An 18,029-nucleotide genomic window follows, 5' to 3' on the forward strand; every position below is an offset into this window, starting at 1 on the left:
TCAAATGTTAGTTTGAACTAACAAATTTAGTATAAAATTTCTAACTATTTAGTTTTTAATTTAATAAATTCATTTTTAAAATTTGAAATAAAAAAAATCCCGATAGAAATCGGGATTTTTTTATAAATGTTGATTGTAATTATTTTGCAAATCTTACAGCCATTTTTCTATCAACTGCTCTGTCTTCTACACTTGCAGTAGCTGGCAATGTTGCAAAATCGCTTCCGTAACCATCTGCAGCAATTACTTGTGCAGCAACTCCTTTATCGGAAAGCCATTTTTTAATATATTCTGCTCTTGCTTTTGATAATGTTTTATTTGATGCCTCATTTCCGCTTTTATCTGTATATCCAGCAACTTTAATCTTAGATTCTGGGAAAGCTTTTAGTATCGCTAGAAGATTGTCCATTTGTCCTTCGGATCCTGCTTCAAAAACGGTAGAAGAACCAATTTTGAAATTTACATGATCAAAAGAATACCAAACATTTTTCAAAGCTTCATCATCTGCTGCATTTTTATAATTTCCATATTTTAAGAAAGTGATCATTTGCTCTTCCATTCCACCTTTGTAGCCTTTTAGCATTACACCATTCAAATCAATATCTGCATCTTCTTTTGTCATTGTAGTTGATGTAGAATTTGCTGCGTTTAAAGTATCTGCAGGAGTACTGTTATTCATCATTGTAGAATCTTCAGTATTTGCAGGAGTAACTACATCTTTCTTACCTTCACATTTTTTCCACAAAAATATAGAAACAGCTATTAATAATAATAAAGGAAGGAGCCATTTCCAAATTGAACCTCCACCATTATTATCGTTATTATTTTCTACTGTAGGAATGTTTTCTCTTACATTTGAAACTTTGCTTGAAGCGCTAGAAGTTACGGAACTTGCAGCAGAAGATACTGAACCTGCTGCGGAAGAAATCGTATTTGTAGCAGAAGTAATACTTTCATTTGCACTTCCAAACACATCACCTAAACCTAAAGAACCTAAAGAAAGTCCTGCTGGTAAAAGTGTAGAAACAATTCCTTTTTGATCTTTTAGCAAAGAAGAAACTCCAGAAGCACCAAGATTATTATCCGCTGCATATTTTCCTACAGAACCTAGTGTAGCACCAGTAACCATATTTAATAATGAGTTTGAAGTTGAATTACTTACTCCAGAAAAACTAGAAACAGCGTTCATTAATCCACCAATTTTGTCTCCAAAAACTGAAGATAAAATTGTAGTAATCATAGAATTATTAGAGGAACCTCCTAATAAATTACCGAGCATTCCACTAGATGCTGCACCTGTAATAGCATCCAAAACTCCTGGTTTTTCTGCATTGTTCGCCATACCACCAACAATGGCAGGTAATAAAGCTGAAATTGCTTTAGAAATACCCGATTCACTTTCCCCAAATTGAGTAGCTGCTTGAGATACTAAAGCTGGACCTAGTTGCCCTTTAATAAGATCAATAATGTTTAATGACATAATAGTTTTTTTATTTGATTAATAATCAAAGGTAAGGATTTTTCTTGTATAGAAATTTAATATCATGTAGATATTTATCTATTATTCACAATTTATTAATATGATTTAGCGAAAATTACACGTTGAATCGACTTTTTACCAGAAATTAATGAAACTCCATCTTCTAAAGGATTTTCCAATGGAATACATCTAATAGTTGCTTTTGTATCTTGTTTTATTTTTTCTTCTTCTTCTGGAGTACCATCCCAATGTGCAGAAATAAAACCTCCTTTTTCTTGTAGTACTTTTTTAAATTCTTCGTAAGTATCTACTTTTGTGATATTATCTTGTTGAAAATCTTTTGCTTTTGTATAAATATCTGTTTGTATTGTTTTCAAAAGTTCATCTATATAAGTGTCTAAATTTTCTAAAGGTTGAACTTCTTTTGTAAGATTATCTCTTCTTGCAACTTCTACAGATTTATTTTCCAAATCTTTAGGACCAATCGCCAATCTAATTGGAACACCTTTTAATTCGTATTCTGCAAATTTCCAGCCTGGTTTATTTTGATCGTCATTATCATATTTCACAGAAATTCCTTTGGATTCTAATTTTGCTTTTATATCAAAAACGACATTATCAATTTCTGCTAGTTGCTCTTCATTCCTAAAAATTGGAACAATCACAACTTGAATTGGCGCAAGTAGTGGTGGCAATACCAATCCTTTATCATCTGAGTGTGCCATTATTAAAGCACCCATCAATCTTGTAGAAACTCCCCAAGAAGTTGCCCATGCGTATTCTATTTTCCCTTCTTTATTGGTAAACTTCACATCAAATGCCTTGGCAAAATTTTGCGCGAGAAAATGTGAAGTTCCAGCTTGCAAAGCTTTTCCATCTTGCATCATTGCTTCTATGCAATAGGTTTCTTCAGCTCCTGCAAATTTTTCACTGTCGGTTTTCAATCCTTTAATCACAGGAACAGCCATGAAATTTTGTACAAAATTTGCGTACACGTGAATCATCTTTTCAGTTTCTTCTACAGCTTCTGCAGAAGTTGCATGTGCAGTATGTCCTTCTTGCCAAAGAAATTCTGTTGTTCTCAAAAATAAACGTGTTCGCATTTCCCAACGCACAACGTTTGCCCATTGGTTAATTAAAATTGGTAAATCTCTATAACTTTGAACCCAATTTTTGTAAGTACTCCAAATGATTGCCTCAGAAGTAGGTCTTACGATAAGCTCTTCTTCTAATTTTGCATCTGGGTCTACAATTAATTTCTGCGGATTGTTAGGATCGGTTTTTAATCTGTAGTGCGTTACAACTGCACACTCTTTTGCAAAACCTTCTGCATTCTTTTCTTCAGCTTCAAAAAGACTCTTTGGTACAAATAGAGGAAAATATGCATTTTGATGCCCAGTTTCTTTAAATTTTCTATCCAATTCCTCCTTCATTTTCTCCCAGATTGCATAACCGTATGGTTTGATAACCATACAACCTCGAACTCCAGAATTTTCTGCAAGATCTGCTTGCACAACAAGTTCATTGTACCACTTGCTGTAATCTTCACTTCTTGCTGTTAATTTTGCCATAATAAATCAATTTATAATTTAACATTTTAGATTAATCGAATCTAAAAATAAAGTAGTATTTTTATAAAAATTTCCAATTAATAGTTTGGAATATTTTTTGTATTAATTGCAAATATAAATTAATTAAAACTTTTTCAAGATGAAAAATATAAATTTACTCTACGATAGCTTAAAAATAGTGAGGAAAAATGCATTATATATTATGGCTAGCAGTTTTCTCCTTATTTCTTGCGGCACGCAAATGGGAGGATACACAGAAACAGACGGTGTCTACTATGATCCAAATACGGATACACTCCCACAAGGTGTAATCATCAACAACGAAGGAAATGTGGTAGGTGATTACTATGATTATCAAAATACTTCGTCTGTTATCTCAAATAGTGAAATGGTATCACAAGAACAAGATAGCAGATACCAAGATTGGAATTCAAATTCGAACTCAAATGCTACGGATTCTGATTGGGGTTCTTTTGCAGGAAGTGATCTAAATTATTATAACAACAATTTTTATGGATGGAATTCTCCATGGGGATTTGGCTATAATAATTTTGGCGGAGGTTTCGGATGGGGCGGAGGTTTCGGATACGGTATTGGATTTGGAAATTATGGATGGGGAGGTTTTGGATATAATAATTACTGGGGTTCACCTTGGGGTTATGGTTACAATTCTTATTTCGGATTTAATCCTTACAACAATTTTTATGGAGGATATTACGGAAACGGATTATTTGGAAATAATTTTTATGGCAATGGATATTATGGAAACGCAATAAGATACAAAAGAAGCGGAGCAAATGGTAGAGTTTATAATTCTAATTCAAATGGCTTCATTCAAAATGGAAATAAGCAGAATTCTAACGCCTTTAGAAATGCTAATAATCAAAACAACGGAAGATTTAGAAATGAAAATTCTAACAGAGTAGGAGAGAGAACCAACAATACGCCAAGATATAGAAATCAGTCTATGCAAAATTCTACAAATGGTAATTCTGTTCCTAGATTTAGAAATCCATCTACACAGCAAACTCCATCGACGAATAATACGAGAAACAATTCCTACAGAAACGATACTAACGTACGTCCAACGCAACAATCTTCGCCAGTTAGAAGTAATTCAAATTCTGGTAGTTATAATTCTGGTACTAGGTCCAGTGGAAGTTCTAGCAGCGGAAGTTCTAGCGGAGGATCAAGATCTGGCGGTTTCAGAAGATAATTTTATTAAAATAATATTCAACACATGTTAAAAAAATCTTTAATTATTTGCAGTATTTCCGTAGCATATTTTATACATGCTCAAGATGCTTCTACAATTACTAATACAATCGATGTATATTCAAATGGAGCTATGCAAGGTTCTGCTAAATATAATGCAATGGTAGGTTCTACTGGAGCTTTAGGCGGAGATGGAACATCTTTACTAAACAATCCTGCAGGTTTGGGTGTTGCAATCTCAGGAAGTTTTTCTGGAACTCTGGTAGTAGACAATTATAAAAATACAAGTAATTTACAGGGGAATTCTTTTGGTTATAAAAATACCAATACAGATGGTAATTTTAGTGGTATTACAACATTTCAATTGTTGACGGAATCTCCTTGGAAGTTTGTAAACGTGGGAATTAATTACACAAGTCAAAATTTAGATAATTATGTAGAAACACCTGGTAATTCTAATATCAAATTGCAGAAAAATTTATTAGATTCTAATAATAATGCAGTGACTGGAAATTTATCTTATCTAAGACACGCTTACAATAGAACAGGAAATTTATCTAAGTTAGGAATTGGAGTAGGTGCAAATTATGACAATAGATTGTATGTAGGAATTGGATTAAATATCCATTCCGCAGAAGTTACACAATACGATTCTGCTGCTTTTGGTTTGGATCTAGATAATTCTGTTACAAATTTTGACAAGCAATTTACCCCTTTTTCCGAATCTAGTAGTGGGTTTTCTGCGAATGTTGGGGTTATTGGAAAAATTACCAATACCTTGAGACTTGGTGCAGCTATAGAATCGCCAACATTCTGGAATATTCAGAGGGTTTTTTCAGAATATTATGAAGATAATTCTGGTTTTATTTCATATGAGAATTTCACAGAAGATAGAACATTAACTACACCAATGAAGGCAATATTAAGCGCTTCGCTAGTTCCTACCAAAAATTTTGCAGTAAATGTAGATTATACAATTGGGGTTACTAAATCTAAATATAAAAATCAAGGTCCTGCTGAACAAGAACTAAATGATTTCTTTAAAGAAAATTCTAAAAATACTTCGGAAATTAAAGTTGGTGCTGAATATAGAATTAAGGCATTGCGTTTGAGAGGTGGATACGCTTATGCAGCAAATCCGTTTGATGAAATTTCTCTATCTGCATACAATGCTGCAGGAATTGCGGGAACAGCATCATCTGATAATTTATTTTTAGGAAGTAGAAATACAATTGGTGCAGGAATTGGATATGATTGGAAATCGTTTTTTCTAGATGCTGCATATCAAAACATTAATTCTAAATATGATAGCCCTTTTCTTGCAGGTACTGTTGGGACTCCTAGTCAAATAGGAACTGGCTACTATTCGCAAGATTTTGATGCTACAAATCCAGTATCCGCGGTTTCTCAAGTAGAAAACAAAAGAAATTTATTTTCTTTAACGCTTGGTTGGAAATTCTAAAATAAAAATTGGTATTAAATTATGAAGCTCTGGATTTTTCCAGAGCTTTTTTTATTAATGTACATGAAAAAAATGCAAACAAAATCCCGCAGCAATTCCTAACAGCACTGCTCCAGTTTTTTCCCAATCTATATTGTGATTTTTATTGCTCTCAAAAATAATAACAGAAGATATATGCAGAAATATACCAGCTACTATTGCTAGAAAATATGTTTGGTATTCTGGATTGATAAATTTGCCTAAAAACATTCCTAAAGGTGATGCCAAGGCAAAAAGAATAATAATAATCCAAGATGTAGCGTTGAATTTTTTATTTTTAAATAAAAAAGCACCTAATATAAAAGAAATAGGAATATTGTGGATTAATATTCCCTGCAAAAATGGCGAGAATAGTGTGCTCTCATCTGCAAGTGGAATTCCCTCTATAAATGCATGTATGAATAATCCAAACATCAAAGTTATGGGTAAAATTCCTTCTTCCGTTGGATGATGAAAGTGCCCGTGTTCAAAGCCTTTTGTAAATATTTCTAACAGCATTTGCAGCAAAACGCCACCTATTACAAAAAATGCGATATGTGGTTTTCCAGAAAGATAAATTTCGGGAAAAATTTCGTTTAGACAGACTGTGATTAGAAATCCTGCGCTTAAAATTAGAATAAATTTTGCCAATTTTTTCTGCTGTCCAAAAAATTTACCAAGCATTATACCAATAAAAACACTCGATATTAATAGTATTGCAATCATTTTCTTTTAAATATAGTAATGCACCTTGGTGAAATTTGATTGTCAAAATTATTTAATTGATAATCTCCAAACAGTTTTACTCTTTCAAAGTTAAATTTTTTCGATATCATTTCTATTTCATTTTCTGTGTGCAATTTCACTTTTTCGAAAAAATGAAAGTCCTGTCCATTGTCTGTAAATCTAATATCTTTTATTATATGTTGATTTTCAATTCTTTTAGAAATTTTAAAAGTGATGTTATCTTTTACGATTGTATGCTCCTCTTGCAAATTATTTTTCACAAAAGTTTCATTTAAAAAATCTAAAACAAAAAAGCCACTATCTTTTAAGATTCCATCCACGGATTGGAAAACTTTTTCATCATCTTCCAAACTTTCAAAATAGCCAAAACTTGTGAAAAGATTGAACACAGCATCTACTTTTTCAGTGATGATTTTTCCAAAAATTGGTTCACGCATATCATGAACTTCAAAGGATACTTTAGAACTTGCTCCATACTTTTCTGCTAAAATTTTGTTGTGATTGATGCTTTCTTCAGATAAATCTAATCCCAAAACGTCAAATCCCAATTTATATAAGAAAAGAGAATGTCTTCCCTTTCCGCAAGCCAAATCAATTATTTTAGAACCGTTTTTTAGATCTAAATCTTTGACTAACAATGAAATAAAATTTTCTGCTTCTGCAAAATCCCTGTCTTTATAAAGAATATGATAATAAGGTGTATTAAACCAATTTTTAAACCAAGTCATTTTGCAAAAATAGATTAAATTTGCAAAACTATGAATACAGATAACTTACAAATTCAGATAAAAACATTTTTCGGATTAGAACCTATCCTTGCAGAAGAGATAAAAAAACTGGGCGGGAAAAACGTAGAGATTAAAAATAGAGCCGTAAACTGCGAAGGAGATCTTGGCTTTCTATACAAAATTAATTATTCCGCGAGAACAGCTTTGAAGATAATGGTTCCATTAATGACTTTTAAAGCATGGGACGAAGATCGTTTCTATGATAAATTAGTCAAATTTGAGTGGGACGAATATTTAGATATAGACCAAACTTTTGCCATAGATGCAACCGTATATTCGGAGAGATTTAAGCATTCTCAGTATATGTCTTTGAAAATGAAAGATGCTATTGTAGATTATTACAAGGCAAAATACAATTCCAGACCAGATGTAGATGCGAAAAATCCACAAATAAAATTTCATTTACATATTGATAGAGAATTAGTGACTATTTCTTTGGATTCTTCCGGAGATGCTTTGTACAAAAGAGGTTACAGACAAGATCATGGAGATGCACCCATCAATGAAGTTTTGGCTTCTGGGATGTTGCAACTTTCTGGTTGGGACGGAAAAGGCAATTTCTTGGATCCAATGTGTGGATCTGGAACTTTATTAATAGAAGCTGCAATGATAGCGATGGATCTGCCTGCACAAATTTTCCGAAAAGAATTTTCTTTTCAAAATTGGAAAAATTATGATCATGCTTTGTTTACAGAAATAAAAGAAGCAAGAGTAAATAAATTAAAAGATTTCACAGGTAAAATTGTTGGTTATGATATTAATCCAGAGATGATTGCAGCTACAGAAATTAACATTAGAAATGCGGAGATGGAAGATGTGATAGAGGTGAGGCAACAAGATTTCTTTGAAAGTAAAAAAGAACTTTTCCCATTGCACATTGTATTCAATCCGCCTTACGACGAGCGTTTAGAAATTTCTGATACAGATTTTTATCAAAAAATTGGAGATACCTTCAAGCATAAATACCCAAATACATTGGCGTGGTTTATATCTGCAGATTTGGATGCCTTGAAAAAAGTTGGTTTAAGACCGAGTAGAAAAATTAAACTATTTAATGGGAAATTAGAATGCAGATTCTTGCAATACGAAATGTACGAAGGCACCAAACGAACGCATAAATTTGAAGATAAAAAAGAGGAAGAATCTTAATATTTAATAGAAAAAACATTAAATTTATACAAAATTTCCAAATCAGAGGAATTTAATAAACTTTTAAGGCTAAAATTAAATCTATTATGCTGAAAATAGTATTATAAATTTTATCTTTGTATTTTAAAATAAGAGCGTATGTACGAAAAATTAGTTAGGAAAGAAGTGATGAAAATGCTAGACGGAAACGTGATGGGCTACATCAATGATTTTCTGACACCTATAGAAAAAATTTGGCAACCTTCGGATTATCTTCCAGATCCAACGAGTTCCAATTTCCAGTATGAAGTTGAGGAGTTGCAAACATTTGCAAGAGAAATGCCGTATGATCTTTTTGTAACATTGATTGGAGATTGCATTACCGAAGAAGCTCTTCCATCCTATGAAACTTGGATTATGGGAATAGAAGGTATAGACCAACACAATGGTAATAATTGGTCTAAATGGGTAAGATCTTGGACTGCTGAAGAAAATAGACATGGAGATTTACTCAATAAATATTTGTATTTGTGTGGAAGAGTAAATATGCGAGAAATGGAAGTTACTACGCAATATTTAATCGCAGATGGCTTTGATTTAGGTACTGCAAACGATCCTTACAAAAACTTTGTTTATACAAGCTTTCAAGAAACAGCAACTAATATTTCACATAGAAGAGTAGGAACTTTAGCAAAGCAATCTGGTAACAAAAAATTGGCTCAAATGTGTGGTCTAATTGCTGCAGATGAAGCCAGACACGCAAAAGCATATTCTCACTTTGTAAAAGAAATTTTCAAATTAGATCCATCAGAAATGATGATTGCGTTTGAAGAAATGATGAGAAATAAAATTGTAATGCCTGCACATTTAATGCGTCAATCCGGACAAAAAGCTGGTGAACTTTGGGAGCATTTTTCGGATGCTGCACAAAGATGTTCCGTTTATACTGGTCAGGATTACATCAATATATTGAGCGATCTTTTGCAAGATTGGAAAATTGAACATATCGATGGTTTGAGCGAGAAGGCACAAAAAGCACAAGAATATCTGATGAAACTACCGAAAAGATTACAAAAAATTACGGAAAGAATGGCAACGCCAGATAGAGATTGTACTTTTAAATGGGTGGCAATCTAATATTTTTTTCATAAAGATAATATAGAGGTGATGGATTTATTCCATCACTTTTTTTATTTCGTATATTTGCAATTCAAACACTCAAAGTATGAAAAGCAACAAAAAATTAGCAATTGATTTTGACGGTACCGTAGTTCATGACGGTTACCCAGGTATAGGAAAGCCGAGAACATTCGCATTTGAAACTTTAAAAAAATTACAATCTGAAGGATATAGATTAATTTTATGGACCTACAGAAGTGGAAAATATTTGGATGAAGCTGTAGAATTTTGCAAAGATAATGGCCTGATATTTTATGCCATCAATTCCAGTTTTGAAGGAGAAGTATTTGATATTCAATCACAATCTAGAAAAATAGATGCAGATCTTTTTATAGATGATCGTAATTTAGGTGGATTTCCTGGTTGGGGAGAAATCTATAATATCATCACAGATAAAATTGAATTTCGTGTAGAAGGTAATGAAGTTCTTGCCTATTCTAAAATGAAAAAAGAGAAGAAAAAAGGTCTTTTCTGGTAGTATTAAAACAATTTAAAATTTACGAGTTTCGCAATATAACAATTGTATCTCTTTTAAATTTTCACATTATTAAATTTATTAAATGATCAAATTAAAATCCCTAGAAGAAATCTATATCATGCGAGAAAGTGCGCAATTGGTTTCTAAAACTTTGGGTATGCTCGCAAAAGAAATAAAACCAGGATGCACAACTTTGCATTTAGACAATCTAGGTGCAGAATTTATCCGTGATAATGGTGGCGTTCCTGCATTTTTAGGCCTGTATGGTTTTCCAAAAAATTTATGCATTTCGCCAAACGAAGAAGTTGTGCATGGAATACCAAATGAAAAACCATTGGAAGAAGGTGATATTCTTTCTGTAGATTGTGGCGTACTGATGAATGGATATGTCGGAGATCATGCTTATTCTTTTGAAGTAGGAAATGCGAAACCGGAAACTAAAAAATTATTGAAAATAACTAAAGAATCATTGTACAAAGGTATCGAGCAGTGTGTGCGCGGAAAGAGAATAGGAGATATTTCTTACGCGATACAATCTTACTGCGAAAATAATGGATATGGTGTAGTGAAAGAATTGGTAGGACATGGATTGGGAAAAGAAATGCACGAAGATCCATCGGTTCCAAACTATGGAAGAAGAGGAAGTGGAAAAGTGATAAAAGATGGCTTGACAATCGCGATTGAACCCATGATAAATCTTGGAACAGATAAAGTGAAATTCCATAGTGATGGTTGGACGGTTACAAGTTTAGACAATTCTCCATCTGCACATTTTGAGCATAATGTGGCCGTTATAAACGGAAAACCAGTTTTACTTTCCACATTTAAATTCATTTATGAAGCTTTGGGAATAGAAAGTGATGAGGAAGAACCTTTCTTTTATGATTTTTCTTAATATTAAAACTTTAGTTTGAAAAAAATTTCTAAATTTATTTTAAATAAAATTCCAAGACCTTTTCTCATCTCGTTAAGTGTTTTTTTTCGTCCCTTGATCATTCTATTTTTTAAAGGAAATAAATTTACAGATCCTATAGATGGGAATTCTTACCGAAAATTTTTGCCTTATGGTTACGGAAAATCTCGTGAAAACGCGCTTTCGCCCGGAACTTTAAGTTTGGAACGTCACCGCCAGATGTGGCTTTTTCTTGAAAATGAAACTGAATTTTTCACAAAAAATTTAAAGGTTTTGCATATTGCCCCAGAGCAAGAATTTCTTCGCAAATTCAAAAAAATGAAAAATTTGGACTATACTTCTGCAGATTTATATTCGCCAATTGTAGATGTGAAAGCAGATATTTTGAATTTACCATTTGCGGATGAAACTTATGACGTTGTTTTCTGCAATCATGTTTTAGAACATATAGAAGACGATGCAAAGGCAATGAGCGAACTTTATCGAGTGATGAAAAAAGGAAGTTGGGGCATTTTTCAAGTTCCGATGAAAAATTCTTTAGCCAAAACTTTTGAAGATTTTACAATCACAGATCCGAAAGAACGTCAGAAACATTTCGGACAGTATGATCACGTTCGTTGGTATGGTTTAGATTATTTTGATAGGTTGCGAAATTCAGGATTTCAAACAGAAATTTCATATTATTCTCAAAAATTTTCATCTGAAGAAATTGAAAAATTTGGATTGATGAAAAACGAAATTTTGCCAGTGGTCTATAAAAATTAATGAAATTTAAGAAGTCAAAATTTAAAACTTCTTTTAATTGAAATTTAAAAAAAGTTTTATGGCATTTTGTGTGTAAGTTGAATACGTTTTATTTAAATTAATCCACAATTCTGCGTTCGATATCCATTGGCAATCTTGCTAAAAGTTCATAATTTAATTGATTGCTAAATTCGCTAAAGGAAGAAACTGTCAACTCTTGATCGCCTTGTTTACCTATTAAAACCACTTCATCGCCAATTTTTGCATTGGGCAGATTCGTAATATCAATAGTTAGCATATTCATATTTATCGTACCAATCACATCTTCCCGATTTCCATTTATTAAAACCTTACCCTGATTGCTTAAACCTCTAGCATAGCCAAAAGCATAACCAACTGGTAAGATGGCTATTTTTGTAGGAATATTGGTGTAAAATGCGGTACCATAACCAATAAATTCACCCGCTTTCACAATTTTGGTTTCTATAATATTTGTTTTCCAAGAAATTACACGCTTCAAAGGATTTTCTTGAATTTTATTTTTCAATGCGTAATATATAAAAGTTTCGTTGTTTGGAAAATATCCGTATTGCAAAATTCCAACTCTTGCCATATCAAAAACATACTTTGGGTACCGAAGAATTCCAGCGGAACAAGCAACATGATATAGCGGTTTCAAATGCTCTTCTGTAGCAAATCTCTTTTTTATTTTTTTAAATACTTTTATCTGGTCAGCAATTCTCTTAAAATTCGTAACGCTTTCAGAACCTGCTAAATGCGTACAAACACCTTTTATTTCTAATAAATTTTCATTTTCCTTTATTAATGAAATTACTTTCTCCAAACGAGAAAAATCTATACCAGTCCGGTTCATTCCTGTTTCAAATTCTAAATGAATTTTCGCAGATTTTGATAGTTTTTTGGCACATTTCAAAGCTCTTTCCAGCGATGAAATATTGATGATATAAAATTCTACACCATTTTCTATGGCCCAAATCATTTCTGTTTTAGTTAAATTTCCTAAAATCAAAAGAGTATAATCACCATTGATAGCATTTAAAAATCTTTCAGCTTCTTGAGCTCCATAAAGAGAAAAATGCCTAACTCCACAATCATATGCAAGTTGGCAATAGGTTTCTATATCGTGCCCATAAGCATTTCCTTTTACTACAGAAGATAAAATAGTTTTTTCGCCCAACATATTTTGGATGAAATCTATGTTGTTCTTCAATGCGCTTTTAGATAATTCTAGCCAAGAAGTAGTTTTTAGTTTAGATTGCATTTTCAAGAATTTTATAAAATAAAGTAGCGGCAGTTTCTGTAATTTCGTCTGGAAAATCGTAATCTGGATTATGCAAAGCTGGGCAATCTACTCCAGAACCAATACCAAACATTGCCCCAGAAATTTTTTGGGTAAACAATCCAAAATCTTCTCCCCATTTAAAAGGATTTTCTAATTTTTGATGATTTAAATTTAAATTCTCCGCAGATTTTTTAATTATTTTCACCGCATTTTTATCGTTTTGATTAGAGAAAAACTCTTGTGTCCACGATGTTTTAATTTTTAAAGAATATTTTTCAGCGATTAGATCTAAATAGTTTTGCAAAATTTCTACACGTTTATCAAACCATTTTGGATCCCAACTTCTAATGGTTAAATGTAATTCTCCACTTCCTGCAGAAATACCATAATCTTTTGTTCCAAACTCCGAATAAATAGGGGTAATTAAAAAGAATTTGTCTTTTTTTACATCTTTTTCTGTCAATTTTTCGCAAAATTGTAAAATTTCGGAAATCGCTAATGCGGGATTTTCGCCATGTTCTGGTTCTGCTGCATGTGCTGTTCTGCCGTTTAATTCTATTATTAAACTTCTCACATTTGCGGTAAAAGCTCCAGATTTGTATACTATTTTATTAAGTGGAATTCCTGGCAAATTGTGTAAAGCAAAAACCTGATTTATATTCAATTTTTTGAATACTTTATCTGCCATCACAGCTTTCGCGCCCGTTCCGTTTTCTTCGGCAGGTTGCCAAAGTAAAACTATTTTGCCTTTATTTATTGGTTTCTCTGTCAGCAATTCTGCAACGGCTAATAAAATCGTCGTATGTCCATCATGTCCACATTTATGAGAAACTTTTGGATCTGTAGATTTGTGCTCAAAATCGTTGGTTTCTGTTATTGGCAATGCATCAATATCTGCACGAAGCATTATTGTTTTACCTTTTTTTTTACCTTCAAAAGTTGCGATAATGCCAGTTCCCCCTACTTTAGAAATTTTTGCGTCTGTATTTTCTATTAGATAATCAAATATTTTCTGGCAAGTTCGGAATTCTTGTGTTGATAATTCAGCAAAATTTTTGTGAAGGTCTTTGCGAATGAGCTCTAAATTTTTGAAAAGTGTTTTGGACATTTATTTTTGTTAGAATTTGAAGGTTCAATTCAAGAAGATTACCAACAAATTGAACACTTATTTCTCAAAAATAAGAAAATTATCTGTCAATTCTAAATTTACGCGGCAATAATATATTTTTTTGCTGATTAAAAATTCAAATGAAATGCACTAATTAGCTGCTAAAATATTATAGTTTACTCATAATTTCAGTAACTTTGTGAAATTAAATATTCATTAAAGAAAACGAAAATATTGGAAAATTCTAAAAAGCATCAAGCCGGATTTGTAAACATAGTAGGGAAACCAAACGCTGGGAAATCCACCTTGCTCAACAATTTAATGGGCGAAAAATTGGCTATTGTTACGCAAAAGGCACAAACTACAAGACATAGAATTTTCGGAATTTATAATGAAGAAGATTTGCAAATTGTATTCTCTGATACTCCTGGAGTGATGGAACCAAAATATGGCTTGCAAGAAAAAATGATGGATTTTGTGAAAGATTCTTTACAGGATGCAGATGTATTTCTATTTATTATTGATATTACAGATGAGACGGAAGCGAATGCTTATTTAATTGATAGATTGAATAAAATACCAGTTCCTGTGCTTATTTTAATAAATAAAATAGATGTTTCTACTCAAGAAAATTTAGAGAAAATAATAGAAGAATGGCATGAGCGGATTCCAAAGGCAGAAATATTGCCGATATCCGCAAAAGAAGCCATTAATACTGCATTGATTTTACCGAAATTAAAATCTATGTTGCCAGAAAGTCCACCATATTACGGCAAAGATCAATTGACGGATAAGCCAGAACGTTTTTTCGTAAACGAAGCTATTCGCGAGAAAATTCTTTTAAATTACGAGAAAGAAATTCCATATTCTGTAGAAGTAGTTACAGAAATATTCAAAGAAAAAGACAACGCTATTGTGATAGAGGCGGTAATTTACGTAGAAAGAGATTCTCAAAAAGGTATTATCATTGGGCACAAAGGTGAAATGATAAAAAAAGTAGGTACTGAAGCAAGATTAGATTTAGAGAAATTCTTTGGAAAAAAGATACATTTAAGTCTTTTTGTGAAAGTGAAAAAGGATTGGAGGAAAAATGACAGAGATCTAAAGAATTTTGGATACTCTTAGTATTTCCAAAGCTTTTTTTGAATTTAAACCTTTTTACTATTTTTGATTAAAATTACAAACCTATGATTCAAAGCTCAAAGAAATTTTTTATTTTCTTCCAAAATTCTATTTTGTTAATTGTAAGAATGTTGGTTGGTCTAGCGATGTTGAGTCATGGTTTTCCAAAATTGCAGACGCTTATAAATGGAGGGAAAATTGAGTTCTATAATTTTTTAGGATTAAGTTCTACGATTTCATTAGGTCTTACGGTTTTTTCAGAATTTGTTTGCTCTATCTTTTTAATTCTTGGTTTGTTTTCTAGATATGCTGCTTTTTTTCTAGCATTTACAATGATTATTGCAGCTTTTGTATTTCATGGTGGAGATCCTTGGGAAAAGCAAGAGATGTCGATTATTTATTTATGCTCTTATTTTTTGTTATTGGCTTTTGGTGCAGGTAAATTTTCTATAGATAGTTTAATTGATAAAAGAAAAAGCACTAAAATTTATTAGTCAAAATCTTCGCATCTCTAAATTATTAGTAACAGTATTTTTAAAAAGATTAGTTATAAGTGAATCTACTTATAAACTTAAATATAAGTCATTTCGCTTATAATTTGAAATATAAGTGAATTCGCTTATAAAATGAATTATAAGCGATTTTGCTTATAATGTTAATAAAATGTACAAATGATTTGTTGTAATTGCAATAATGTTTTACTAAAAAAAGTATCTTTGTAGAATGAAAGCCGTGATAACTGCAGACATCATAAATTCTACCAAATCATCATCTAATTCTTGGATAGTTGATCTAAAAAAAGCACTAAAAAATTTCGGGAAAGAAGGGAAAGATTGGGAAATTTTTCGTGGTGATGAGTTTCAAATACTTTTGGACAAGCCAGAATTAGCCTTCATCATATCTGTAATGATAAAAGCATCGCTAAATTCAAACGGAATAGATGCAAAGATGGCGATTGGATTAGGCGAAATAAGCTATCATGGTAAAACGATAAAGGAAAGCAACGGCTCTGCATTTATTAATTCTGGTAGAACTTTAGATATATTAAAGGGCGAAAAATATCAAAAACTAGCCCTAAAAAGTGATATTTCTGGTTTTGACGAGCAATTTAAACTTATCTTTCAACTATTAGAAACTACTTTTGACAACTGGACAGAAAGCTCTGCGAAAGCCATACTTGCATATCTTCAAAATCAAGAATTAAACCAAATAGAGATTGCAAAAAAGTTGGGAATATCTCAAAGTGCATTCAGCCAATTTCTGAAAAAAACGAATGCAGAAGCAATTATTGCTACAGACCAATATTATAGAAAAAAAATAGCTGAAATTTCATGATATTTTTACTTCTCATATTGGCGCATCTGCTTGGAGATTTTATTCTTCAACCAAATTCTTGGGTAGCTGATAAAGAGAAGAAAAAGTTAAAAAGCATTTATTTGTACATTCACGTGTTGATTCATGCTGCACTAACAGCTATATTTCTTTGGGATTTACAGCTTTGGTGGATGGTTGCAATTATTGCTATAAGTCATTTTTTGATAGATGCCGCAAAATTATTATATCAAAAAGCAAATAATAGAAAATTTTGGTTTTTTCTAGATCAGGCGCTTCACATTTTTATAATTTTAGGTTTACTATTTATTTTAAATGGTCTCGATTTTAATTTTGAAATCACCCATCAAACTGTGAAAATAATAACAGGTTTTGTATTTATAACAGTTCCTACCTCTATTTTAATAAAAAATTTACTTTCAGCTTGGTCACCAATTACTATAGATCATAGCAAAATACAAACAGAATCTCTTGTAAACGCAGGAAAGTATATTGGGATTTTAGAAAGAGTTTTGGTTTTCATATTCATAATCGTCAATCATTGGGAAGGAGTTGGATTTATGATTGCCGCAAAATCCGTTTTTAGATTTAGTGATTTGGCAGAGGCAAAACAAAGAAAATTAACAGAATATGTATTAATAGGAACATTATTAAGTTTTGGAATCGCAATTTTAACCGCAATGGCAATCAATTATTAGTTTATAAAAATTAAAAAATCATGAGTAACAAAGGAGCCTTATTATACGAAGGAAAAGCAAAACAAGTATTTGAAACAGATAAAGCAGATGAAGTAATCGTGAGATTTAAAGATGATGCAACTGCATTTAACGCTCAAAAAAGAGGGCAAGTAGATCTAAAGGGCGAGATGAATAATGCCATCACAACACTTATCTTTGAGTATTTGAATGCGCAAAATATAGAAACTCATTTCATTTCCAAAATTTCTGAAAGGGAACAACTGGTAAAAAAAGTAAGCATTATTCCAATAGAAATGGTAGTAAGAAACTATTCTGCAGGAAGCATGGCGCAAAGATTGGGAATAGAAGAAGGTATAAAATCTCCAATTACCATTTTTGATCTTTGTTTGAAAGATGATGCTCTTGGAGATCCTTTGATAAATGATTATCACGCAATTTTTCTAGGAGCTGCAACCAGAGAAGATCTAAGCGAAATGTATGCTTTGACAGAAAAAATAAATAAGATTTTAATACAATTATTTGATGAGATAGGAATTATCTTGGTTGATTTTAAAATAGAACTTGGCAAAACATCCGATGGCAAAATAATATTAGCAGACGAAATTTCGCCAGATACTTGCAGACTTTGGGACAAAGAAACTATGAAAAAGCTAGATAAAGATAGATTCCGAAGAGATTTGGGAGATGTAACGGAGGCTTATGTCGAAATTTACAACAGATTGAAAAATCATTTAAACAAATAA

At 31.9% G+C, this 18,029-nt stretch carries 18 protein-coding genes; 12 read left to right on the forward strand and 6 right to left on the reverse strand.

The window, feature by feature from the left end; genetic code table 11:
• Positions 1–139: 139 nt before the first annotated feature.
• The gene (locus tag HNQ03_RS02965; protein ID WP_173778163.1) at positions 140–1,480 is read right to left on the reverse strand and encodes an OmpA family protein; all 1,341 of its coding nucleotides are present in this window, start codon (positions 1,478–1,480) and stop codon (positions 140–142) included.
• A gap of 95 nt (positions 1,481–1,575) precedes the next feature.
• The gene (gene proS / locus HNQ03_RS02970) at positions 1,576–3,051 is read right to left on the reverse strand and encodes a proline--tRNA ligase (RefSeq protein ID WP_173778164.1); all 1,476 of its coding nucleotides are present in this window, start codon (positions 3,049–3,051) and stop codon (positions 1,576–1,578) included.
• A 139-nt stretch (positions 3,052–3,190) separates the two neighbouring features.
• Here proS and HNQ03_RS02975 point away from each other — a divergent pair, with 139 nt between their 5' ends.
• Positions 3,191–4,267, forward strand: a complete 1,077-nt coding sequence (locus HNQ03_RS02975) for a prolyl-tRNA synthetase (protein ID WP_173778165.1) — start codon at positions 3,191–3,193, stop codon at positions 4,265–4,267.
• Between the two features lie 24 nt (positions 4,268–4,291).
• Positions 4,292–5,728, forward strand: coding sequence for an OmpP1/FadL family transporter (locus tag HNQ03_RS02980; RefSeq protein ID WP_173778166.1), 1,437 nt, complete (start codon positions 4,292–4,294; stop codon positions 5,726–5,728).
• 54 nt (positions 5,729–5,782) lie between these two features.
• Here HNQ03_RS02980 and HNQ03_RS02985 read toward each other — a convergent pair whose 3' ends face one another.
• Entirely contained in the window at positions 5,783–6,472 is a 690-nt protein-coding gene (locus HNQ03_RS02985) for a ZIP family metal transporter (RefSeq protein ID WP_173778167.1), read from the reverse strand.
• The gene (locus tag HNQ03_RS02990) at positions 6,469–7,221 is read right to left on the reverse strand and encodes a class I SAM-dependent methyltransferase (RefSeq protein ID WP_173778168.1); all 753 of its coding nucleotides are present in this window, start codon (positions 7,219–7,221) and stop codon (positions 6,469–6,471) included. The genes HNQ03_RS02985 and HNQ03_RS02990 overlap by 4 nt, the downstream gene beginning before the upstream one ends.
• 30 nt (positions 7,222–7,251) lie before the next feature.
• On the opposite strand from HNQ03_RS02990, the gene HNQ03_RS02995 reads away from it, so the two are divergent.
• The 5 genes from HNQ03_RS02995 (at position 7,252) to HNQ03_RS03015 (ending at position 11,744) form a co-directional block, all read left to right on the forward strand.
• Entirely contained in the window at positions 7,252–8,430 is a 1,179-nt protein-coding gene (locus HNQ03_RS02995; RefSeq protein ID WP_173778169.1) for a THUMP domain-containing class I SAM-dependent RNA methyltransferase, read from the forward strand.
• A gap of 138 nt (positions 8,431–8,568) precedes the next feature.
• Positions 8,569–9,546: an acyl-ACP desaturase gene (locus HNQ03_RS03000; RefSeq protein ID WP_173778170.1), complete on the forward strand. Its 978-nt coding sequence runs from the start codon at positions 8,569–8,571 to the stop codon at positions 9,544–9,546.
• A gap of 88 nt (positions 9,547–9,634) precedes the next feature.
• Positions 9,635–10,066 (forward strand): BT0820 family HAD-type phosphatase, encoded by a 432-nt coding sequence (locus HNQ03_RS03005; protein ID WP_173778171.1) that lies wholly within the window; start codon positions 9,635–9,637, stop codon positions 10,064–10,066.
• A gap of 82 nt (positions 10,067–10,148) precedes the next feature.
• Positions 10,149–10,961, forward strand: coding sequence for a type I methionyl aminopeptidase (map, locus tag HNQ03_RS03010; RefSeq protein ID WP_173778172.1), 813 nt, complete (start codon positions 10,149–10,151; stop codon positions 10,959–10,961).
• A gap of 15 nt (positions 10,962–10,976) precedes the next feature.
• Positions 10,977–11,744, forward strand: a complete 768-nt coding sequence (locus tag HNQ03_RS03015; RefSeq protein WP_173778173.1) for a class I SAM-dependent methyltransferase — start codon at positions 10,977–10,979, stop codon at positions 11,742–11,744.
• Positions 11,745–11,841: 97 nt separating this feature from the next.
• Here HNQ03_RS03015 and alr read toward each other — a convergent pair whose 3' ends face one another.
• Together alr and HNQ03_RS03025 are read right to left on the reverse strand one after the other, a co-directional pair.
• A complete protein-coding gene (gene alr, locus HNQ03_RS03020; RefSeq protein ID WP_173778174.1) occupies positions 11,842–13,005 on the reverse strand; it encodes an alanine racemase in 1,164 nt (387 codons plus the stop codon).
• A complete protein-coding gene (locus tag HNQ03_RS03025; RefSeq protein WP_173778175.1) occupies positions 12,995–14,134 on the reverse strand; it encodes a M20 metallopeptidase family protein in 1,140 nt (379 codons plus the stop codon). Before HNQ03_RS03025 ends, alr begins: the two co-directional genes overlap by 11 nt.
• A gap of 234 nt (positions 14,135–14,368) precedes the next feature.
• Here HNQ03_RS03025 and era point away from each other — a divergent pair, with 234 nt between their 5' ends.
• From era to purC, 5 genes are all read left to right on the forward strand, one after another.
• Entirely contained in the window at positions 14,369–15,259 is an 891-nt protein-coding gene (gene era / locus HNQ03_RS03030) for a GTPase Era (protein ID WP_173778176.1), read from the forward strand.
• 62 nt (positions 15,260–15,321) lie between these two features.
• Positions 15,322–15,750, forward strand: a complete 429-nt coding sequence (locus tag HNQ03_RS03035; RefSeq protein ID WP_173778177.1) for a DoxX family protein — start codon at positions 15,322–15,324, stop codon at positions 15,748–15,750.
• Between the two features lie 229 nt (positions 15,751–15,979).
• On the forward strand, positions 15,980–16,591 hold the full coding sequence (locus tag HNQ03_RS03040) for a hypothetical protein (RefSeq protein WP_173778178.1): 612 nt from the start codon (positions 15,980–15,982) through the stop codon (positions 16,589–16,591).
• Positions 16,588–17,286 carry a DUF3307 domain-containing protein gene (locus HNQ03_RS03045; protein ID WP_173778179.1) on the forward strand — a complete coding sequence of 233 codons (699 nt, stop codon included), beginning with the start codon at positions 16,588–16,590 and terminating at the stop codon, positions 17,284–17,286. Before HNQ03_RS03040 ends, HNQ03_RS03045 begins: the two co-directional genes overlap by 4 nt.
• 20 nt (positions 17,287–17,306) lie before the next feature.
• On the forward strand, positions 17,307–18,029 hold the full coding sequence (gene purC, locus HNQ03_RS03050) for a phosphoribosylaminoimidazolesuccinocarboxamide synthase (RefSeq protein ID WP_173778180.1): 723 nt from the start codon (positions 17,307–17,309) through the stop codon (positions 18,027–18,029).

This window comes from Frigoriflavimonas asaccharolytica (genome assembly GCF_013294015.1).
In the GTDB taxonomy this organism is placed as follows: Bacteria; Bacteroidota; Bacteroidia; order Flavobacteriales; family Weeksellaceae; genus Frigoriflavimonas; species Frigoriflavimonas asaccharolytica.